At 56.0% G+C, this 20418-nt stretch carries 18 protein-coding genes and 1 pseudogene; 15 read left to right on the forward strand and 4 right to left on the reverse strand.

Annotated elements, in window-relative coordinates; genetic code table 11:
* Window positions 1-24 precede the first annotated feature (24 nt).
* The gene (locus ABID47_RS21110) at window positions 25-1179 is read left to right on the forward strand and encodes a carboxypeptidase-like regulatory domain-containing protein (RefSeq protein WP_354499611.1); all 1155 of its coding nucleotides are present in this window, start codon (window positions 25-27) and stop codon (window positions 1177-1179) included.
* Between the two features lie 130 nt (window positions 1180-1309).
* On the opposite strand, the gene ABID47_RS21115 is transcribed toward ABID47_RS21110, so the two are convergent.
* Window positions 1310-1768 carry a WGxxGxxG family protein gene (locus tag ABID47_RS21115; RefSeq protein WP_354499613.1) on the reverse strand — a complete coding sequence of 153 codons (459 nt, stop codon included), beginning with the start codon at window positions 1766-1768 and terminating at the stop codon, window positions 1310-1312.
* A gap of 227 nt (window positions 1769-1995) precedes the next feature.
* Between ABID47_RS21115 and ABID47_RS21120 the strand changes: the two genes are divergently transcribed.
* The 7 genes from ABID47_RS21120 (at window position 1996) to mutY (ending at window position 9257) form a co-directional block, all read left to right on the forward strand.
* Window positions 1996-2253: a hypothetical protein gene (locus tag ABID47_RS21120; protein ID WP_354499615.1), complete on the forward strand. Its 258-nt coding sequence runs from the start codon at window positions 1996-1998 to the stop codon at window positions 2251-2253.
* Between the two features lie 257 nt (window positions 2254-2510).
* Window positions 2511-3407, forward strand: coding sequence for an ABC transporter permease (locus ABID47_RS21125; RefSeq protein WP_354499617.1), 897 nt, complete (start codon window positions 2511-2513; stop codon window positions 3405-3407).
* Window positions 3408-3425: 18 nt separating this feature from the next.
* Window positions 3426-4304, forward strand: coding sequence for a carbohydrate ABC transporter permease (locus ABID47_RS21130; RefSeq protein WP_076175851.1), 879 nt, complete (start codon window positions 3426-3428; stop codon window positions 4302-4304).
* Window positions 4305-4314: 10 nt separating this feature from the next.
* Complete coding sequence (locus tag ABID47_RS21135; protein ID WP_354499619.1) at window positions 4315-5361, forward strand: glycoside hydrolase family 53 protein; 1047 nt, start codon at window positions 4315-4317, stop codon at window positions 5359-5361.
* A gap of 22 nt (window positions 5362-5383) precedes the next feature.
* A complete protein-coding gene (locus ABID47_RS21140; RefSeq protein ID WP_354499621.1) occupies window positions 5384-7450 on the forward strand; it encodes a beta-galactosidase in 2067 nt (688 codons plus the stop codon).
* 198 nt (window positions 7451-7648) lie between these two features.
* Window positions 7649-8044 carry a holo-ACP synthase gene (gene acpS / locus ABID47_RS21145; protein ID WP_076175844.1) on the forward strand — a complete coding sequence of 132 codons (396 nt, stop codon included), beginning with the start codon at window positions 7649-7651 and terminating at the stop codon, window positions 8042-8044.
* A 43-nt stretch (window positions 8045-8087) separates the two neighbouring features.
* Window positions 8088-9257, forward strand: a complete 1170-nt coding sequence (gene mutY, locus ABID47_RS21150; protein ID WP_354499623.1) for an A/G-specific adenine glycosylase — start codon at window positions 8088-8090, stop codon at window positions 9255-9257.
* A gap of 142 nt (window positions 9258-9399) precedes the next feature.
* Here mutY and ABID47_RS21155 read toward each other — a convergent pair whose 3' ends face one another.
* Window positions 9400-10017 carry a superoxide dismutase gene (locus ABID47_RS21155; RefSeq protein WP_076175842.1) on the reverse strand — a complete coding sequence of 206 codons (618 nt, stop codon included), beginning with the start codon at window positions 10015-10017 and terminating at the stop codon, window positions 9400-9402.
* A 611-nt stretch (window positions 10018-10628) separates the two neighbouring features.
* On the opposite strand from ABID47_RS21155, the gene ABID47_RS21160 reads away from it, so the two are divergent.
* The 6 genes from ABID47_RS21160 (at window position 10629) to folE (ending at window position 15689) form a co-directional block, all read left to right on the forward strand.
* Window positions 10629-11054: a GNAT family N-acetyltransferase gene (locus ABID47_RS21160; RefSeq protein WP_076175840.1), complete on the forward strand. Its 426-nt coding sequence runs from the start codon at window positions 10629-10631 to the stop codon at window positions 11052-11054.
* 155 nt (window positions 11055-11209) lie between these two features.
* Window positions 11210-11815 carry a signal peptidase I gene (gene lepB, locus ABID47_RS21165; protein WP_116234318.1) on the forward strand — a complete coding sequence of 202 codons (606 nt, stop codon included), beginning with the start codon at window positions 11210-11212 and terminating at the stop codon, window positions 11813-11815.
* 45 nt (window positions 11816-11860) lie between these two features.
* A complete protein-coding gene (queG, locus tag ABID47_RS21170; protein ID WP_354499626.1) occupies window positions 11861-13636 on the forward strand; it encodes a tRNA epoxyqueuosine(34) reductase QueG in 1776 nt (591 codons plus the stop codon).
* Between the two features lie 22 nt (window positions 13637-13658).
* On the forward strand, window positions 13659-14693 hold the full coding sequence (locus ABID47_RS21175) for an HD-GYP domain-containing protein (RefSeq protein WP_354499628.1): 1035 nt from the start codon (window positions 13659-13661) through the stop codon (window positions 14691-14693).
* Window positions 14694-14789: 96 nt separating this feature from the next.
* On the forward strand, window positions 14790-15038 hold the full coding sequence (locus ABID47_RS21180; protein ID WP_076175831.1) for a YneF family protein: 249 nt from the start codon (window positions 14790-14792) through the stop codon (window positions 15036-15038).
* A 57-nt stretch (window positions 15039-15095) separates the two neighbouring features.
* Window positions 15096-15689, forward strand: a complete 594-nt coding sequence (gene folE / locus ABID47_RS21185) for a GTP cyclohydrolase I FolE (RefSeq protein ID WP_105444339.1) — start codon at window positions 15096-15098, stop codon at window positions 15687-15689.
* Between the two features lie 137 nt (window positions 15690-15826).
* On the opposite strand, the gene ABID47_RS21190 is transcribed toward folE, so the two are convergent.
* Window positions 15827-16891, reverse strand: coding sequence for an alpha/beta hydrolase (locus ABID47_RS21190; protein WP_354499631.1), 1065 nt, complete (start codon window positions 16889-16891; stop codon window positions 15827-15829).
* Between the two features lie 411 nt (window positions 16892-17302).
* Here ABID47_RS21190 and ABID47_RS21195 point away from each other — a divergent pair, with 411 nt between their 5' ends.
* The gene (locus tag ABID47_RS21195; protein ID WP_105444338.1) at window positions 17303-18046 is read left to right on the forward strand and encodes an IclR family transcriptional regulator; all 744 of its coding nucleotides are present in this window, start codon (window positions 17303-17305) and stop codon (window positions 18044-18046) included.
* Between the two features lie 173 nt (window positions 18047-18219).
* On the opposite strand, the pseudogene ABID47_RS21200 reads toward ABID47_RS21195, so the two are convergent.
* Window positions 18220-20231 (reverse strand): annotated as a pseudogene (locus tag ABID47_RS21200) (prolyl oligopeptidase family serine peptidase).
* Window positions 20232-20418 lie beyond the last annotated feature (187 nt).

The following is a 20418-nucleotide window of genomic DNA, read 5'->3' on the forward strand; positions in this document are numbered from 1 at the left end:
AAGTAAAGGGGAGGAATCGAATCCATGTGGTATTTGCAGCGACTGTCCATTTTGATCATGACGGTATGTCTTGCCGGATGTGCCGGGATGCCCTCGAAGCCGGTATCCTCGGAGGCTCCGGCATCGGCGCAAGCGGCTGACCATGGCGTACAGCTGACAGTTGATTCGCCGTCCTTGCGGCTTAAGCAGTGGAAGTCGGACGGGTCCCATATGGCCTCCGTTCACGGCAGGCTGCTCCTCGACAATCAGCCTGTGGCCGGCGCCACGGTGCATACGAGCCAGAGCCAAATTGACGTTCCTACAGGGAAGGACGGATCGTTCACCCTGACCGTTGACCAGAGCCTCCTGGCTGAGACCAAGATCAGTATCGCTTCCCTTAAGGACGCCACAGTATCCGGGAAACATCTAACGCCGGAGATGTCGAAGCGGCTTCTTACTGCTTCGGCCATGCTCAGCGTAAATTATCCAATTGAGGTGCTGAAGGTGGAAGACGATCCCGAGGATGCGTCCAAGGTCCAGGTTCACGGACGGGTTATCGCTGGCAGCGGTGACGTCGTATCTTATTTTCAAGTGGATAAATACCGGATGGGCGGGGTTGTCAAAGACGCGAACGGCAGACCGGTCGAGAACGCGGTGGTCTGGTTCGACCGGGATCAAGGCGAAGGCTTCGGGAAATCGACGCCGACCGATCAGGACGGCAGATATTCCATTTTCTATTGGCCCGAGGATGAAGAAACAAATCTGTCGGTCACGATCGGCACCAAGAGGTACACGCTTCCTGAAGGCAGGGTATTCAAGATGCCCGAGAACACGAGCGTGGAGATCGACATCACACTGCCGGAAGAGGGCACGGTCATCACGGATCATCCTCCGTATCTGGTGAGCCGGACATCGTCTGGCGCGATGTACACCGGAGTGCTGGTCGGACTGAGTTTGCCTAAGGATGTCCCCTATTCCGTCACCATTCCGAACAAGCGAGGGGAATTTACCGTGACCGTTGCCAAAAAGGTGTGGAAGCAGCGGCCGGCCTTTTTCGAGACCCGGATGTCCAAATTCGTCGAGGGGCGCTTAACTTGGGGCGATACCCTTCCGGCCGGTTTTGTTCAGCCTGCCGCTGAAGACCCGAAGCATATTCCGTTTAAATATGATGAACGTCCGGCTCACTCTACAGCCATTTAGATAGCATAGCGATACACAACAGAATGTGCTGTTGATTGATCGACCGGGAGTCGAAGCACCAAAAATCCCTGACCTACATTTTAAGTAAGTCAGGGATTTTTATGATAGCTGACCATGCATTTAGGGCAAACTAACCGCGGTCTCGTTCCGGGTTTCTTTTGCGCATGCCGGCTAATCCGATCAGACCCAGCAGTCCGAGCCAGCCCCAGCCTCCGCCGCGGTTCCTGTCCGTCGCCGCGTTCGTCCGGATTCGGTTATTGTCAGTCAGCATATTCGTATTGGATCCGGTGTAGCTGTTTGTTCCCATCCGGCCGGTGTTGTTCGTTCCGTAATTCGTATTCAGGTATTGGCTGCCTGTTCCAGTGCCATATACGCTGACATGGTAATGGGATGTCGTTCCGGCATTGTTCACCCGGTAATGTGAACCGCCAGTGGATTCGGTTCCGAGGGTCCCCGTGCCCATACCGGTGCCCATGCCGCCATTTCCGCCGTCTTGCGCCGTTCCAGCCGCCCCATAAGCAAAGGCCGGAGCAGCCAGCATCAAAGACATGCCTGCAATCAATACACCGATTCTTAACTGTTGTCTCATTGAGGCTACCTTCCTTCGGAGTATGTTTTTAAGCTTACGTTATTGTGTCACGGAAGAAGTGAGCTTATACAGATGGGGAGCCAGGGGCTTTTTAACGGTTATACGGGAATATTCGATTTTGTCCACGACATATATATCAAAAAAGGCAGGAAACAAAGAACTTTGGCGTGCAGGCCTATTGCTTGTCGATTCAGGTTATAAGGAATCAGGCGGGGGGAGTGTGTCGAATGGGAAAAATGAATTTAAGGTCGTCCGTAAAGGGCGCAGTGATGGGGGCTGCCATGACCGGAGGGTGGCTGCTTGCCGATCTGCTGCTGCCGGAGCCCTGGGGTGATGTGGTTTTATTTGGAGCGATGGCTGTTTTGAATATAGGCATCGGCTGGAAAATCGGCAGAATGTTCGATCAGCGCGAAGCGCAGGAAGCCGGCACCCATGGCGAGGCGGCGCATGCCAACAGCCCGGCCAGCCTGGAGTCCCGATCATAGAATGAGTGAGCAGGAAACCGGTGAAAATCAATTTGATTTTCATCGGTTTTTTGTATTCGGCATGCCTGGCTTCATGAACTCTCCATTGGCGGAGGCAAGGCTCGGCAGGGGGACAAGCCCTTCGCGGATCCATGCCTGCAATTGGTTGCAATAGTGCCATTTATGTTGGTTTTATGAGCTACGACGACATTTGGGCGGTTGCTATAATGACGGTACCAAAAGAGAAATTGGCATTCCAAGAGGGGGAACGACCTTTTATGAACCGTCTAAAAAGAACCTGGCCGCTGCACATCATGCTGCTGCCGGCGCTGGTGTTTCTGGTCATTTTCAGCTATGTGCCGATGGCGGGGATCGTCATGGCCTTTCAAAATTTTAAGCCCTGGCTCGGCTTTGCCCACTCCGAGTGGGTTGGACTGGACAACTTCCGCATGCTGTTTGAACGGCAGGACAGCGTGGAGGTGATCTGGAATACGCTGATCATTTCCGCGCTCAAGATCGTGCTGAACCTGCTGGCGCCGTTCACGTTTGCGCTGCTGCTCAACGAGGTACGCAGGGCGTTCTTCAAGCGTTTCGTGCAGACGCTGGTCTATTTGCCCCACTTTTTGTCATGGGTCATTCTGGGCGGCATTCTGCTGGATTTTCTGTCCACGGACGGCGGGTTTCTGAACCGCATCCTGAGCTCCTGGTTCGGCATCCAGCCGATCTTTTTCCTTGGCGATAACAACTGGTTCCGGTTTACTGTCATTGCCTCGGACGTATGGAAGGAGTTCGGCTTCGGCACGATCGTATTCCTGGCTGCGCTCGCAAACGTGAATCCGTCCCTTTACGAAGCGGCGGAGGTAGACGGGGCAACCCGCTGGAAGCAGACACTACATATTACGATTCCGTCCATGCTGCCGATTGCAGTGGTCGTCGGAACGCTGGCGCTGGGCAACATTTTGAACGCGGGCTTTGACCAAATTTTTAACTTGTACAATCCGCTTGTGTACCAGAAAGGGGATATCATCGACACGTTCGTGTACCGTACCGCGATTCTGAACGGAGAGATGGGGCTTGGCACGGCGATCGGTCTGTTCAAGTCGGTCATATCGATGATCCTGATCCTCATTTCGTACCGGCTGGCCTATAAGCTGGCGAACTACCGGATTTTTTAAGAGGGGGATATCAGAAGGATGTATCATAAAACCGCTTCATACCGCATATTTTCGGTCGCCAATACCCTGGTGCTGCTGTGCCTGTCGCTGATGTGCATCATTCCGCTGCTGCATGTGCTGGCGGTGTCGTTCAGCGCCAAGTCGGCGGCGGACGCCAATCTGGTCGGCCTCTGGCCGGTGCAGTTCTCGACGGAGGCCTACAAAAAAACGATCGACAACCCCGTGTTCCTGCACTCCATTTGGGTTTCGGTAAAGCGTACGGTGCTGGGCACCGCGCTCACGCTGCTGCTGGCCTTTCTGGCGGCCTATCCGCTGTCAAAGGAAGCTTCGGTCTTCCGGGCGAGAAACGTGTACTCCTGGGTGTTCGTGTTCACGATGATCTTCAGCGGCGGGCTGGTGCCGTTCTATATCGTCATCCAGAAGCTGCATCTCATCAACTCCTTCTGGGTGCTCGTTCTGCCAGGAGCGGTCAACGTGTATCTCACGATATTGCTGCTGAACTTTTTCCGGGGGATCCCGAAAGAGCTGGAGGAAGCGGCGTTCATTGACGGAGCCGGGCATTTCCGCACCCTCTTCTCGATTTTTCTGCCGGTATCGCTTCCTTCAATCGCAACGCTGGCGCTGTTCAGCATGGTGTTCCACTGGAACTCGTGGTTCGACGGGCTGCTGTACCTGAACAATGCCAAGCAGTTTCCGCTGGCGACCTTCCTGCAGACGGTCATTGTGCAGAAGGATATGAGCACCATGAGCATTGATCCGAAAGAGGTGGCACTGCTCTCACAGAAAACGGTCAACGCCGCCCAGATCTTCATCGGCGCAGTGCCGGTGCTGCTGGTTTATCCGTTTTTGCAAAAATATTTCGTCAAGGGCCTTGTAATGGGCTCGGTTAAGGAATAGGAGGCAGGGCATGGAAATGGAAAAGATGTGGATCAAGGGCATGGACGTGTCCTTCCTGGATGAGATCGAACAGGGGGGAGGCACGTTTCATGAGGGTCCGAACAAGGTGGACGTTCTCGAGCTTTTACAGCGCAGCGGCACCACCTCCATCCGGCTGCGGATCTGGAACGACCCGCCGGGAGGCTACTGCAATCTGGAGCGGACTTTGATAATGGCCAAAAGGGTCAAAGAGCTCGGCATGCATCTGCTGCTGGATTTTCATTACTCGGACAAGTGGGCCGACCCGGCGAACCAGTGGAAGCCGGCCGCTTGGGAAGGACTGCACGGGGCGGCGCTGGAACAGGCTGTTTACGACTATACGTACGAAGTGATGGCGGTGCTGCGCGCCGGTGGTGCCCTGCCGGATATGGTTCAGATCGGAAATGAAATTACGAACGGCATGCTCTGGCCGGATGCGAAGGTGGATCCGAATGCGGTGGCCGGTGCGGATGAGGAGCCATGGGCCCGCTTGTGCGGGCTTCTCAAATCCGGTGCAAGCGCTGTGCGGGCGGTGGACCGATCAGTTCGGGTGATGCTCCATATCGACCGCGGCGGGGATCCGGAAGGAAGCCGGACCTTCTTTGAACGGATGGAAGCCGAAGGGGTTCCATTTGACGTGATCGGATTGTCGTATTATCCGTGGTGGCATGGCCCCCTGGAGCAGATCGAACGGAATTTGCAGGATTTGTCTCTGCGGTTTGGGCGGGACATCGTCGTCGTGGAAACGGCTTACCCCTGGACTTTTCGGACTAGGGAAGGATTTCCCCTCATCATGGAGAATGATGAAGCACTGCCGTCCGCGTTCCCCGTTTCGCCGGAAGGCCAGCAGGCTTATTTGAAAGCGCTAACCGACATCATCCGCCGCACGCCGGACGGCCGGGGCTTGGGCTTCTATTATTGGGAGCCGTGCTGGATCCCGTCGCAGCAGGTGTGGTCTGTCGGCCATGCCAACAATTGGAGCAATCTGACGCTGTTTGATCATGACGGTTATCCGCTCCCAGCGCTTTATACCCCATAACAGAAAAGAGGCTTGTATTCATATGAAAACATCCTATCCACCGATCAGCCCGCAAATTTCAGGATTCATGCATGGGGCTGACTATAACCCGGACCAATGGCAGCATGATCCGGAAGTGCTTGAAGAGGACATCCGGCTGATGAAGCTGGCCAAATGCAACGTGATGGCCATCGGCATTTTTGCCTGGGCTGCGCTGGAGCCGGAGGAAGGCGTATTTACGTTCGATTGGCTCGACCAGGTGCTTGACCGGTTTGCCGCAAACGGAATTTATGCATGGCTGGCAACCCCCAGCGGCGCAAGGCCTGCATGGATGTCGCAGAAGTATCCCGAAGTGCTGCGAGTAGGGGAGAACCGGGTGCGCAATCTGCATGGCGGGCGCCATAACCACTGCTATTCTTCGCCCGTATACCGGGAGAAGACCCGGATCATCAATACGAAGCTGGCGGAGCGGTATGCGAACCATCCGGCCGTGATCGGCTGGCATATTTCCAATGAATACGGCGGGGAGTGCCACTGCAATTACTGCCAGGAAGCGTTCCGCGAGTGGCTGAAGGCGCGTTACGGATCGCTTGAGGCTTTGAATCAGGCTTGGTGGACGTCGTTCTGGAGCCATACGTATACGGACTGGTCCCAGATCGAATCTCCCGCCCGGCATGGAGAAAAGATGGTCCACGGCCACAATCTGGACTGGAGAAGGTTCGTCACGGACCAAACCGTGGACTTCTGCAAACAGGAAATCGCTCCGCTCAAAGCGATCCGGCCGGACCTTCCTGCGACCACGAATATGATGGATTGGTTCGAAGGGCTGGATTACCGCAAATTCGCGGATATCCTGGACGTCATCTCCTGGGACGCCTATCCGACGTGGCATGACAAGCAGGACCCGGGCAAGCTCGCATCCTGGTTCTCCTTTAACCACGACCTATTTCGTTCGCTGAAAGGCGGGCAGCCGTTTATGCTGATGGAGAGCACGCCGAGCCTGACGAACTGGCAGCCGGTCAGCAAGCTGAAGCGCCCGGGCATGCATCTGCTCTCCTCGCTGCAGGCCGTAGCTCATGGCTCGGACACCGTGCAGTATTTCCAGTGGCGCAAGAGCCGCGGCTCCAGCGAGAAGTTTCACGGTGCCGTCGTCGACCATGCGGGGCACGAGCACACGCGGGTGTTTCAGGATGTAGCCCGGCTGGGCGGCCTGCTGGAGCAGATCGCCGCGGTGACCGGTTCCGGCGTGCCGGCAGAGACGGCCATTATCGCGGATTGGGACAACCGCTGGGCCGTGAAAGATTCCCAGGGGCCGCTGAACCGGGGAATTGACTACGAGGGCACGGTGATGCAGCATTACCGCGCCTTCTGGAACATGGGCGTGCCCGTGGATGTCATCGGTTCGGGCGACGACTTCTCCCGGTATAAGCTGATCGTCGCCCCGATGATGTATTTGTGCACGGCGGAAGCCGGTGCCGCGCTGGAGGCGTTTGTGGCCGGCGGAGGCACCTTGGTGGCGACCTACTGGTCCGGCATCGTCAATGAGAGCGACCTGTGCCATCTGGGCGGATTCCCCGGACCGCTTCGCAAGACGCTCGGCATCTGGTCCGAAGAGATCGACGGCCTGCATGAGGGCGAGCTCAACCGGATGATCCCCGTCCAGGACAACGGTCTGGGCCTCGAAGGCGATTATGAGCTGTACGACCTGTGCGACCTGATTCATCCCGAAGGTGCCCAGGTGCTGGCGGAGTACGGCGACGATTTTTACGCCGGGCGTCCGGTGCTGACGGTACATTCGTTCGGACAAGGCAAGGCCTATTTCCTCGCCTCACGCGCGAAGGAGCCGTTCTACGGCGATTTCTATGCCCGCCTTATTCGGGAAGCGGGGGTCAGCCCGGTGATGGATACCGAGCTTCCGCAAGGAGTTACGGTCCAGCTTCGGTCGGACGGCAGCACAGACTATGTGTTTGTCCTGAACTTCACGGGTGAGGACAAGCAAGTGGATCTGGATGAGCGGGAATACCGCGATCTGCTTGGCGGCGATCCCGTCGCCGGAAGCATCAAGCTGGAGGGATACGGTGCGAGGCTGCTGGCGCGGAGCACCATATAAATCGTAGACGGTAACAGGAATGCGGAGCCCGGCGAGGGGCTCCGCATTTTTCGTATCCGCTCCGGGTTTGCCTGCGGTGCCAGGGATCGTTCCATGAAGAATGGCTGGTGAAAGATGCCTGCTCACAAGCTGCTCGTTTTTGGGACGTGCACCTGTTACAATAGGATTTGTATGTCATGGAAGGGAAGGTGCGGGGCATTGATTTACGGAATCGGGCACGATGTGCTGGAAATCAAGCGGGTTGGGCTGCTTCTCGGCAGCCGTCAGGGCTTCCGTTTTATGGAGCGGGTGCTGACCGCCCGTGAAAGGGAGGAAGCCAAGAAACGGGGCGGAAACCTGACCGAGTTTGTCGCCGGGCGCTTCGCCGCAAAGGAGGCTATCTCCAAAGCCTTTGGCTGCGGCATCGGCGGGGTAATCGGCTTTGTGGACATGGAAGTGCTTCCCGATGAGAGCGGCAAACCCGTCGTGGTGCTGAACGAGCAGGCTTGGGAGCGCCTCGAGCTGCCGGGTGAGCCGGAATATGTAATCCATCTATCGATCTCCCACCAGACCGAGCTGGCTTCCGCCTTCGCTGTTGTAGAGAAGCGGGAATAGGCCGGCTCATGATCAAGCCAGCCAGAAAGGTATGAAGGACCTCATGAGCAGTTCGATAAGTTCAATGGAGCAGAAACGGCATTTCAGCATCAACCTGCTGGAATGGTACGACAAGCATAAACGGGATTTGCCGTGGCGGCGCCACCGCAATCCCTACTATATTTGGGTGTCGGAAATCATGCTGCAGCAAACGCGGGTGGACACGGTCATTCCGTTCTTCAACCGGTTCATCGAGCGGTTTCCGACCGTGGAGGACCTGGCCGACGCCCCTGAGCAGGATGTGCTCAAATGCTGGGAAGGCCTGGGGTATTACTCCCGGGCGCGCAATTTGCAGGCTGCGGCCAAGCAGGTGAAGGAGCTGCACGGCGGTATGGTGCCGGACGACAAGGCGTCCGTGTTCGCCTTGAAGGGGGTCGGCCCGTATACGGCCGGCGCGATTCTGAGCATTGCCTTCAACAAGCCGGAGCCGGCCGTTGACGGCAATGTGATGCGGGTGCTGTCGCGATACTTCCTAATTGAGGAAGATATCATGAAAGGAAGTACCCGCGCCTTTATGGAAAGCCTGGTCGTGGAGCTGATCCCGGACGGCCGGGCATCGGACTTCAACCAGGCGCTCATGGAGCTGGGCGCCTTGGTGTGCACACCCAAGTCGCCGCACTGCCTGACCTGCCCGGTGATGGAGCACTGCTCCGCCAGGCAGGAAGGCAAGGAGGAGCAGCTGCCGATCAAGACCAAGGCGAAGCCGCCGCGGCCCGAGTATCGGGTGGTGGCCCTCGTGGAGGGCCGCGGTGATCATAGCGGCCGCGTCCTGATCCGCCAGCGTCCGCAGGAAGGGCTGCTCGCCCGCATGTGGGAGCTGCCGCATTTGCAGACGCCGGCGGCGCGCAGCGGGCGGCTGCCTGACGAGCCGGCGATGGATATCCTCGCCGGGGCGCTGCTCGAGGAAGGCATCGCTGCGCGGCCGATCGCGCATTTAACGGACGCGGAGCATACCTTCAGCCATATTCACTGGAACCTGCAGGTCTACCGCTGCCGCGAAGAGGACCTGCCGCAGGCAGCCGAGCTGAAGGCGATGTACGCGGCCGGGGACAGCGGCGAGCAGTCCGTCCAGACGGAGTACCGATGGATCGATGAGCAGGATATGCAGCATTACGCCTTTCCCAATGTGTTTTTAAAAATTTTACAGAACTATTTCAAACATTCATCCTATTAATCGTTTAAAATGTTAACCAAAGCGTGCCTGTTCTCGGCAGCCGGGAATCATCTCGCTGAGAGACAAGCAAAAGGGGCTGCCCCTCAAGAAACTGCAATGCAGTTCTTTGGGGGCAGCCCCTTTATTTCCGGGAAGGTACAGCTTACGGCTGTACGATTTCCTGGTAACGTTTGCTGACAACATCCCAGTTCAGAACGTTCCAGAACGCTGCGATGTAGTCAGGGCGTTTGTTTTGGTATTTCAGGTAGTAAGCATGCTCCCAAACGTCCAGACCGAGGACCGGTGTTTGACCTTCCATCAGCGGGTTGTCTTGGTTAGGCGTGCTTGTTACAGCCAGTTTGCCGTTCTTGTCCACGACGAGCCATGCCCAGCCGCTGCCGAAACGGGTTGTAGCCGCTTTGGTGAATTCTTCCTTAAATTTGTCCAAGCCGCCAAGCTCGCTGTCGATCGCTTGAGCCAGAAGGCCGTTTGGCTTGTCTCCGCCTTTAGGGGCAATGATTTCCCAGAAGAGGGAGTGGTTAGCGTGTCCGCCGCCGTTGTTGCGAACGGCTGTACGGATGTTCTCAGGTACGCTGTCCAGGTTGGAGATCAGCTCTTCAAGGCTTTTGTTTTGCAGTTCAGGAGCATTTTCCAGAGCCGCGTTCAGGTTCGTTACATAAGTGTTATGGTGACGGTCGTGATGGATTTCCATCGTTTGAGCGTCGATGTGCGGCTCGAGCGCATCATTCGGGTATGGAAGTGGTGGTAATTGAAATGCCATAATAAATACCTCCTGTTAATGTTTTTTTGGGTAGAATCAACGCAAGTGGCTGATTCATATGAATAAAGGAACGCTTTTGTTGTCCAAAAGAGCCCTTTATCGGCATAAGTATGTAGCATGGAACGTGATTCCATTTCTATTAAACCGTATTTTTTCGATTAAATCAACATTTATGTTTACAAAGTCGAATTAATCCTGAGGCGGGCTTGCCAGCTGTGTTGGAACGGACTTAACCGCAGCCTTTTCCAGTGAGAACCTCAAAAGATCCAGGCGGGTAGAGCCATTCTTTCATCGCGAGAAAAAAACTTTTTTGGATTCCGTGAAGGCACGCCGAAAGACGCATTTGTTATCCTTTACCCAAATCCCGAAGGATTATGCCGCAAAACTAGTCCATTATATGGGAAATTTACAGATGATAGAATGAAAACGCTTGCCATAAAGCGCTTTCAAAAGAAAACGCGTGTTTTTTAAAGTAAACTATGGTTTAATGGATGATAAAGAAGGATTTTCACGGTTTTTGTCGTAATACTATACCTTGGATTAGAGGGTTTTTTTGTTTTCCCTGAAAATCCCCTTAATCCTATAAAGCTAACGAAAAGGGAGATTTAAACATGCATGTTCGTTCCTTTCAGTTAAGTGATGCGACTCGTGTCAACGAGCTGCTGCAAATCGCGTTATCCGAAGAATGCTACGAGAATACGATCGAACCTTTCTCCAGGCAGCTCTACTGGGATTCCGACCTGATTATGGTTGCAGAAGAGGATGAACAGATCGTCGGTGCCCTGATCGGCACGATCGAGCATAACCACGGCTTCTACTATCGTATCGCCATCCATCCGGATTACCGCCGCAAGGGAATTGGCAAGGCACTGGTCACCATGATGGAAGGCCGGTTCCAGCAGCGTAAGGTCAGCGGAATTATGATTGCAGGAGACGAGCATAACAAGGCCGCGATGCCTCTGTATGAGGCGATGGGCTACGGGGCCAACAAGGTGCTGCAGGCATTCCAGAAACTCAGCATTGTCGCGCCGCAATAGAGATAACGACCCTTTGGTATTATGGAGAAAACCTACATCCATATCGTGAATAAGCAATATTTACTATACTTGAGCATATCTACGCGCCGTTGCAAAAGGCCCGAAGATATGCTTTTCTGTATATATGGGAATTTGTCATAAAAATGAGGTGTAGCATGAATCAAGTCGATCAGCGGGAGCAAGGCCGCCCCGAGCCGGTGCCGGTTACAACGCCGGGAGAGCAGGCAGGCAAGCGCGGCTGGCTGTCCGAATTTTGGGACTGGGCCAAAACACTGGTTATCGCATTTGTCATTATGATGCTGCTGAATTTATTTGTTTTTAATCTGTCCATGGTCCGCGGGCAGTCGATGCAGCCGACGCTGGTAGAGCAGGAACGGCTGTTTGTCGATAAGATCGTATATGATTTTACCGCACCGAAGCATGGCGAGGTCGTCGTGCTTCGCGACCCGAGCAACGGTCCGGAGAAAAAGGAATTTCTGGTGAAGCGGATCATCGGCGTGCCGGGCGACACCGTGGAAGTGAAGAACCACAAGCTGTACGTAAACGGTAAGGAGCAGAGCGAGCCTTACACCGAGGTGGAAATTCAGGATGCGGATTTCGGCCCGGTCAAGCTGGACAAGGATCACTATTTTGTGATGGGGGACAACCGGCATGCCGGCGCAAGCCGGGACAGCCGTTCCTTCGGCAGCGTGGAAGCGAGCGCCATCGTGGGGCGGGCCGAATTTATTTTCTGGCCGTTGTCCAAAGCGAGATCGCTGTAAGACATTATGGAATGACTCTTAACGGAAAGGAGGCCGCAAGGAGAAATGACATCAAGTAAACCACAGGCTGCGTACGCTCCTTCGGCTTCGCCGTGGGAGCAGCTGAAACAGGACATTAAAGAGGCGGCAGCCGGGTTCGGTATTGACGATATCGGTTTTGCTTCGGCTGACCCGTTTGTCTCTCTGAAATCGATTCTCGAGAACCACCGCAAGCTTGGTTACGAATCCGGCTTTGAAGAGCCGGATCTGGACAAACGCGTCACCCCGGCACTCCCCGATGCACAGCCCGCCTCCCTCATTGCTATCGCCGTAGCCTATCCATCCAAAATGGAACACAAGCCCAAGCAGGTGCCTGGACAATACCGGGGGATTCTTGCCCGTTCCGCATGGGGGCGGGATTACCATCAGGTGCTGCGGGACGCTATGGGCAAGCTAGAAGCGTTTATCCGGGAGCGGGTGCCGGATGCGGTGATGGAGAGCATGGTGGATACCGGGGCATTGGTGGACCGGGCGGTTTCGGAGCGGGCCGGCATCGGCTTCAGCGCGAAGAACTGCTGCATCATTTCGCCCAAATGGGGTTCATGGATCTATCTCGGGGAGATGGTGACCAACATTCCGTTTCCGCCGGATACGCCCGTCACGGAGGACTGCGGCGACTGCACGATGTGCATCGACGCATGCCCGACGGGAGCGCTGGTCGGCCCCGGCCAGCTCAATGCGCAGCGGTGCATCTCCTTTTTGACCCAGACCAAGGGCTTTCTGGAGGACGAGGTGATGCGCAAGATCGGCAACCGGCTGTATGGATGCGATACCTGCCAGGTCATCTGTCCAAAGAACAAGGGGAAGAACTGGACGCATCATGAGTATCTGCTGCCGGATCCCGAGAAGGACAAGCCGCTGCTGCTGCCTATTCTGGATTTGAGCAATAAGGAGTTCAAGGAGAAGTTTGGGGAAAGCGCAGCCGCCTGGCGCGGCCGCAAGCCGATTCAGCGCAACGCCGTGATTGCGCTCGGCAACTTCAAGGATACATCGGCGGTGCCCCGCCTCGGCCGGGTGCTGCTGGAAGACCCAAGACCGGAACTGCGGGGTGCCGCAGCGTGGTCTTTGGGCCGGATAGGAGGGGAAGAAGCTTTGAATTGGCTGAATAAAGGTCTGGCTTCAGAACAAGACGAGAAGGTGATAGACATGATGAGAGAAGCGCAGGAAAAGCTTCAGCCCGCTGGAAGCGGACAACCCGCAGATGCCGAAATGGCTGCGGATGATTTTTCTCCCGGTCTGGGAGGCGAGAAGGAAACGGTCTATTATTCGGAGATGATTTCTCCGATCGGCCCGCTGACGCTGTGCGCAACGGAGAAAGGGCTGTGCCTGATCGAGTTCGGACCGTTTAACGTCAAGGAGGCGGTTCTCCAGAAATGGTCCCGCACCTGGTGCGGCGGCGGTGATTTCGTTCAGGATGATGAGCGTTTGGCTGAGGCGAAGCGCCAGCTGGGTGAGTACTTTGCCGGGGAGCGCAAGACGTTCGACGTGCAGCTGGATATGCGGGGAACGCCGTTCCAGCTTCAGGTTTGGAGCTCGCTTGCCGATATTCCTTATGGAGAGATCCGATCCTATGCAGATATCGCAAATGCGATTGGCAGACCGAAGGCCGTCCGTGCCGTCGGCGGAGCCAACAACAAAAATCCCGTACCGCTGATCGTCCCGTGTCACCGGGTGATCGGCGCCGACGGCAGTCTCGTAGGATATGGCGGAGGGATGGAGATCAAGCGCCATCTCTTGACCTTGGAGAACTCCCTGCCCGAAAGAAAGGGATGGGCCGATTAAGTAACCAATCGGGGGAACGTTCATGAGGTATGTAGGCATTGAAAGTGTGGAGCCCGGTCAATTTTTGGGGAAAACCATCTATTCCGGGAATGGGACGGTACTGCTGTCGGCGGGTGTCCAGCTTACCGTGTATATGATCAGTACGCTGAACCGAATCGGGGTCACGATGCTCTACATTCAGGATCCGCTGTACGCGGACGTGGATACGGAGGACATTCTCAGCGAAGCGACCAAACAGGGCTTGATTCAGGAGATGAGCGACGCTTTTGAAGCGGTGCGGTCAGGGAAGGAATGGAACACCCAGCTGATCGGCGCGAGTGTGGACCATCTCCTCGAGGACGTGATGGATAACAAGGAGCTGCTCGTGCAGCTTACGGATGTACGGACCGCAGACAACGCCCAGTATGTTCACGCGATGAATGTATGCTTGCTGTCCACGGTAATGGGCGTCAATATGGGCCTGAATTATCAGCAGGTCAAAGAGCTCGCTACGGGCGCCCTGCTGCATGATATCGGTAAGAACGGCATGCGGGAGGGAGACGAGTTGTTCCCGGATTCCAAGAGCCATCACACCTGGCGCGGTTTCGAGAAGCTCAAGAACAAAAGGGAGTTCGGCCTGCTGATCGCCCACGTCGCCCTTCAGCATCATGAGCGGGTAGACGGCTTGGGCATTCCCCGGGGACTGACCGGAGAAGAGATTCATTTATATGCCAAAATCGTCGCCGCTGCGGACGCTTACGACCGGATGATTCATCCGCTGAAGCCTTCGGGCCGGAGGCTGATGCCGCATGAAGCCTGCGAGCAAATGATGGCCATGTCGGAAAAGCAGCTCGACCACGGCGTGCTGGTCCAGTTTACGAGGATGGTGTCGATCTATCCCAACGGGACGGCCGTCAGGCTGTCGAACAAGGAGACGGGGCTTGTCGTCCGTCAGCACCGGGGGCTGCCGGGACGTCCGGTCGTCCGGATCGTGCGCGGCGAAGCGGGTCATTTGGATATTAAAGAGCTGGATTTGGCGCAGGAAACGACCGTATTTATCGAGGCTGTATTGGCCTAGAATTCATTTGCGAGCCGCATTTGGACATGCTATGATAGGTTCGTGCTGCTCAGGCACGCGCAAGGAATCGATTTATACTTATAGGGGTGGCGGAATATGCAATATGTAATTCCAATTATTACGCTGATCGTCGGCTTGGTCGGCGGGTTTTTTATCGGCGTGTATTATCTGCGCAAGCAAATGGAAAAAATGCAAAATGACCCGCAAATGCTTCAAAAGATGGCCAAGCAAATGGGTTACAACCTGAACGGGCGCCAGATGCAGAAAGCGCAGCAGATGATGAAAAATCAGCAGTTTTCCGGCAAGAAAGGCCCGGCACAAGGTCAAGGCCGCAAGAAGAAATAATCCCCTCGGCATAGAACGTCTACAGAGAAGCAGGGGGTAGCGATAGGAGGAAGTGCTGTGGCTGGCGTTAAAGATTACGTGAACGCGCGGGTTGGTGAAAACCGCGAGAAGATCGAGTACCATATCGAGCAAATTTTGAAGCTGATCGGTGAAAATCCCGAGCGGGAAGGGCTTCTTGAGACACCCGCCCGCGTTACCCGGATGTATGAGGAAATTTTTGCCGGATATGAGGTAGACCCGCGTGATGTGCTGGGCGTGACTTTTGACGAAAATCATGAGGAATTGGTGATCGTCAAGGATATCGTGTATTACAGCCAATGCGAGCATCATATGGCGCCGTTTTTCGGCAAGGTCCATATCGGCTACATTCCGAGCGGGAAAATTGCCGGACTCAGCAAGTTGGCCCGGTTGGTCGAGGCGGTCACCCGCCGTCTGCAGGTACAGGAGCGGATTACGTCCCAAATCGCCGACATTATGGTCGATGTGCTGCAGCCGCATGGTGTGATGGTCGTCGTGGAAGGCGAGCATCTGTGCATGTGTTCGCGGGGCGTGAAGAAGCCGGGCAGCAAGACGGTGACTTCCGGCGTACGCGGCATTTTCCGTGAAGACCCGGCGTCGAGAGCGGAGTTTCTGTCTTTGATCAAAGAATAATGACGGCAATATAGAAAGAGGGCACGCCCGGAAGGGGGCGTGCCCTCTTTTGTTTGTACCAGCTATTTTTTTAAGATTATAGAATTTATAAATTTCAGCGAAGCTGAACCATTCTATAATCGCAAGAAAAACTTCAGCTAATCGCGGTCTGTCTTCTTTGAAGGTACGTCGATAGACGTTTTTCTTATCATAGGGTCATTGTCGATATCCTTCTGCTCAGCCAGCTTGATATTGCCAAGGAAGGTGGACACCCGGCGCAGGTATTCACGCGAGTGTTCGCGGAAGACCAGCTCGTGGTGGCTGCCTTTCACGATCCAGACGTCCGAATACGGATTGGTCTGGTTGGAAGCAAGCTTCTCCGCGATTGGATAAGGCGCCTTCTCGTCCTCCGTCCCGTGGATAAAGAAGATCGGGAACGGATAATCCTCTTTTTTGACCTGCTGGTATGGAATCTGGTTCAGGCTCGTGCCGTTCAGTACAGGGAACAGCAGCTGCAGAATTTCCAGCGACGGATGCCGCGGCAGGTCGATCTGATTTTTGATGTTATGGTACAGCGTATCCGGCTCGAGCAGGAAGGTGCTGTCGAGAATCATGGCGTCGACATCCTTGGTCTGCAGTCCGGCCTGAAGGGCGGTGCCGGCGCCCATCGAGAAGCCCCATACCACGATCTGCTTGGCCCCGCGCTGCTTGGCCAGATCGATGGCCCCCAGCAGCTGCTGGGCTTCCACCTTGCCGCCCGTCGCCACGGCTTTGCTGTTCTGAGAAGCGAAACCGTAATCAAACATAATGACGTTAAAATTTAAGCGGTGGGCGAAATGCGCCAAATCGTACATCGGGATCCAGGTTTCCTCCCGGTTGGCGCCGTACCCGTGACTGAACACGATCGTCTTGGTTGATCCTGCGGCTGGAATGTACCAGCCCTGCATCATCCGGCTGCCGTCATGGGCCGGGAAAGTGACGTCCTCGTATTTCATGGACTTGGCCTGCATCGGATTGGAGTACAAGGGGGCGACTGTCGGATTGGACAACACCCAGGCGATGTAGGCATGCAGCGCAATGAAACAGAAGAGCAGGAAAAATACAACAGACAAGAGCAGTGCCACCAAAATATGCTTAAAGCGAATCATTCGCGTAGATAACGGTAATGGTGTATCGGGCAGGGGGCGGGGAAGATGTACGTCGTTACGGGATGTCATGTTCATGCGTGCCCCTCCTTATAAATACTTTACTATATTAAGTTTAACTTCCGGGCTTCGTTTACGAAACATATAAAATTTTACTCTATATCCTATGCAAGCCTGAGGTCAAAGTCAATCCGGGGCGGACAATTGTTAGACAATTGTAATAGTGAACCGCTCCATAGTTCACCTGCCGGCTACCCTTGTCCTCCTGATGCGGACATGAGCATAGAGTGCCCGGCGGCATGAACTTGCACATGCAGATGGGCACCCGGTGGTGTGCGAGTGCAGCGATGCCGGACATTGGCCCTAGCTACGTATTGGCGTCTTCTTGCAAAAGGGTCAAAGAAGAAAATATAGACTTTATCCGGCGAATTTCTTATAATTTATGTAACCATGTTTCATGTGGTGAAACATTTGAGGGGCGGGATCGGAATGGAAGACCGCAAATTAACGGTTCGTGCCGTTGAACGGGCACTGGATATATTGATGTGTTTTACGCAGAACAGCGAGCTGGGACTGACCGAAATTGCCGGAATGATCGGACTGCACAAGAGCACCGTCCATCGGCTGATGACGACTCTTGAGGAGAAGGCTTTCGTCGTCCGCGATGCGGCGACGGAGAAATATCGGCTTGGCATTAAAGTGTGGGAGCTGTCCACGCATTTATCGCAAAGCGACGATCCGGCGGTGCTGCTGCTGCCGGCGATGGAGCGGCTGCGCGACCGGCTGGGTGAGACGGTCAGCCTGTACCTGCGGGACGGGAAGGACCGTCTGCGGATCCAGGCGGTGCAGAGCAACCAGGCCATCCGGAGGGTGGCGCAGGTCGGGGCGCGCCTGCCGCTTACGGTGGGAGCGTCGAGCAAGGTGCTGGTGGCGTTTGCCGCGCCTGCCGATCAGGAGGAGCTCCTGAGCGATCCGGATTGGGCGGAGCTGGTGAAGGGCGGCAGCTATGTGCGGCAGCTGCAGGACATCCGCGAGCGGGGCTATGCGACGAGCATCGAGGAGCGCGAGCCTGGCGCCGCCGCGGTGGCGGTGCCGATCGTGAATCGGAACGGCCACGTCGCCGCTGCCCTGTCCGTATCTGGCCCGGTGAGCCGGCTGTCCAGCGAAACGCTGAATGAGTTTGCTCCCGTGCTGATCGAAGCGGCGCGGGAAATGGGGCTGATGATTCCGTAAACAGACGTAAGCCCACTGAGGTTGTGAACGGATGAATAGAATAAGAAAACAAACGGTCTGCGTCATCGTTATAGAGAAAGCCCGTCATACCGGGGAAATCCGGTATGGCGGGCTTTTTTTAGATTATAGCATTTATGAATTAGAAATCAATGGCATCAGTGAAGTCAGTGAAATCAGTGCTCGATATGCTCTTCAAACCAGCGTACGATATGGGTCAGCCGGCGGGTGCGCAGATGCGGATTGCCGCTGCGGGACAGGTTGTGGTCGGCTCCCGGAAAACGGATAAACTGTGCTTCCTTGCCAAGGCGCTTGAGCGCCACGAACAGCTGCTCTCCCTGCTCGATCGGGCAGCGGAGATCCTGCTCCCCGTGCAGGATCAGGAGCGGCGTGTTCACCTGCTTCACGTAAGCGATCGGGGAATGCTTCCACAGCTTCTCCAGATCGTCCCACGGATTGCCCCAAATCTGGTCCTCGGTAAAATAGTACCCGATATCGCTGACGCCGTAGAACGACACCCAGTTGCAGATCGAACGCTGGGTGACGGCGGCCTGGAACCGGTCGGTATGCCCGACGATCCAGTTCGTCATGAAGCCGCCGTAGCTGCCGCCGGTGACGCCGAGCCGGGCATCGTCGATGTAGTCATAGGCGGACAGGACATAGTCCACCGCATCCATCAGGTCCTGGTAGTCGCGTCCGCCGTAATCGCCGCGGACCGTATTGACATGGACCTGGCCATACCCGTGGCCGCCGCGCGGGTTCGTGTAGAACACGGCAAATCCGGCCGCGGCGAGCAGCTGGAACTCGTGCATGAACGTGCAGCCGTACATCGCTTGCGGTCCGCCGTGGATTTCCAGGATGGCCGGCACCTTGGAGCCTTCCTTGAAGCCGACCGGCTTCATGATCCATCCCTGGATCGGCCAGCCGTCCGAGGCTTCGAAGCGGAAGGCTTCCGGCTCGCTCAGCACAAGCTCGCTGAACAGCTCCTTGTTGCAGTCGGTCAGCCGGGTCTCTTCACCGTTTGCCATGTCAAAGGCAAACAGATCTCCCGGATGAAGCGTATCTGCGGAAGCGAGAATCAGCCTGCCTTCCGGTGCCAGGGCGAACTGGTAAATTTCCCGGTCGCCGCCGGCGATGATCTCGTAATCGGAGCCGTCCAGCGCAAAGCGGGCGACCTTGACGCCGCCGTCCTCGCTCAGCTGCAGGAAGACGTGCTTGCCGTCTTCACTGAAGACGGGCGGACTGCCGGCTCCCGCGCGCATATCGCCAACGCAGGCGTGTCCGAGCTGTACGTCGAGGTCCTCATAGCAGGCGCGTGCCTCGCCGCCTTCACGGGAATCAGGTAGATGCGCGTCAGCGTGGCAAAGCCGCAGTTCAGGTCGTCGGCCAGCATCAGGATATGGCTGCCGTCCGGCGTGTAGGCGATGGCCCCGATGCTCAGCCGCCCGTCCGTCAATTGGCGGACGTTTCCGCCGTCCCGCTCCGCCACGAATAAATCGTTGGTCAGGCGGAGGTCCGGATCCGGGAAGGAAGCGGAGGCATGTGTGGCGGTATAGATGATGCGGCTGCCGTCCGGCGACCAATTGAACGAAGACACATCGAAGTCGCCCGAAGTGACTGGCGTACAAGCGGAAGTGGCAAGATCGTGAACGAACAGATGCGTTCTGCGGTCATTCCACAGTCCGGCGCCGTCGGCCTTGTATTTTATACGATGAATAATTTTTTCGTCCGGCTGTTTGTCCTTGCCGGCCTTCTCCGCTTGGGCTCCGGAGTCCGCACCGACGGCTTCATCGGCCGAAGGAGCCTCGGCGCGGAGCAGAAGGGCGCTGCCGTCGGGCGCCCATTTGAAGGCGCTGACGCCGTGCTTCAGCTCCGTTACGGCCTGGGCTTCGCCGCCGTGCGCGGGCATGACCCAGACTTGGCGGGCATCGCCCTTCTTGCGCAGAAAGGCCAGCCTGGAGCCGTCGGGAGACCATGCTGGCGAGGCGTCCTGCTCGCCGGCGGTAAAGGTGGTATCCTCCCGGCCGTCCGGCGAGATCAGGCGAATATGGGAGGTGTAGCCCCCATGCTGGTCGTTAACGGCTTTCATTATGTACGCGACGGCGCCGTTCTTGGGGGATACAGCAGGGTCGCTGACCCAATGCATCCGGTACAAGTCATCGGCGGTAATGGGACGTTTTTCACTCATGGACAGGGCCTCCTAAGCATGAAATTGGAATAGGTATGAAGCAATCAGATTCTAAACCACATTATCCCAGAGTTCCGGCGGGAAATCCATCCGGGGATCCGCGCAGGGGGAGAGGGCGTGACGACAAATCCACACATCCCCAACATCCCAAACATCGATGGGTTTACCAACCTCAATAGGAAGACAC

The sequence above is a fragment of the Paenibacillus favisporus genome (assembly GCF_040545415.1).
In the GTDB taxonomy this organism is placed as follows: Bacteria; Bacillota; Bacilli; order Paenibacillales; family Paenibacillaceae; genus Paenibacillus_AQ; species Paenibacillus_AQ favisporus.

Excerpts from the sequence above, each read along its gene's own strand:
- ABID47_RS21195 (WP_105444338.1), top strand. The coding sequence starts at position 17,303 with ATGGAAGACCGCAAATTAACGGTTCGTGCCGTTGAACGGGCACTGGAT.
- ABID47_RS21190 (WP_354499631.1), bottom strand. The coding sequence starts at position 16,891 with ATGAACATGACATCCCGTAACGACGTACATCTTCCCCGCCCCCTGCCC.
- ABID47_RS21135 (WP_354499619.1), top strand. The coding sequence starts at position 4,315 with ATGGAAATGGAAAAGATGTGGATCAAGGGCATGGACGTGTCCTTCCTG.
- ABID47_RS21110 (WP_354499611.1), top strand. The coding sequence starts at position 25 with ATGTGGTATTTGCAGCGACTGTCCATTTTGATCATGACGGTATGTCTT.
- ABID47_RS21155 (WP_076175842.1), bottom strand. The coding sequence starts at position 10,017 with ATGGCATTTCAATTACCACCACTTCCATACCCGAATGATGCGCTCGAG.
- ABID47_RS21115 (WP_354499613.1), bottom strand. The coding sequence starts at position 1,768 with ATGAGACAACAGTTAAGAATCGGTGTATTGATTGCAGGCATGTCTTTG.
- lepB (WP_116234318.1), top strand. The coding sequence starts at position 11,210 with ATGAATCAAGTCGATCAGCGGGAGCAAGGCCGCCCCGAGCCGGTGCCG.
- ABID47_RS21125 (WP_354499617.1), top strand. The coding sequence starts at position 2,511 with ATGAACCGTCTAAAAAGAACCTGGCCGCTGCACATCATGCTGCTGCCG.
- ABID47_RS21120 (WP_354499615.1), top strand. The coding sequence starts at position 1,996 with ATGGGAAAAATGAATTTAAGGTCGTCCGTAAAGGGCGCAGTGATGGGG.
- queG (WP_354499626.1), top strand. The coding sequence starts at position 11,861 with ATGACATCAAGTAAACCACAGGCTGCGTACGCTCCTTCGGCTTCGCCG.
- ABID47_RS21175 (WP_354499628.1), top strand. The coding sequence starts at position 13,659 with ATGAGGTATGTAGGCATTGAAAGTGTGGAGCCCGGTCAATTTTTGGGG.
- mutY (WP_354499623.1), top strand. The coding sequence starts at position 8,088 with ATGAGCAGTTCGATAAGTTCAATGGAGCAGAAACGGCATTTCAGCATC.
- ABID47_RS21130 (WP_076175851.1), top strand. The coding sequence starts at position 3,426 with ATGTATCATAAAACCGCTTCATACCGCATATTTTCGGTCGCCAATACC.
- ABID47_RS21140 (WP_354499621.1), top strand. The coding sequence starts at position 5,384 with ATGAAAACATCCTATCCACCGATCAGCCCGCAAATTTCAGGATTCATG.
- ABID47_RS21180 (WP_076175831.1), top strand. The coding sequence starts at position 14,790 with ATGCAATATGTAATTCCAATTATTACGCTGATCGTCGGCTTGGTCGGC.
- ABID47_RS21160 (WP_076175840.1), top strand. The coding sequence starts at position 10,629 with ATGCATGTTCGTTCCTTTCAGTTAAGTGATGCGACTCGTGTCAACGAG.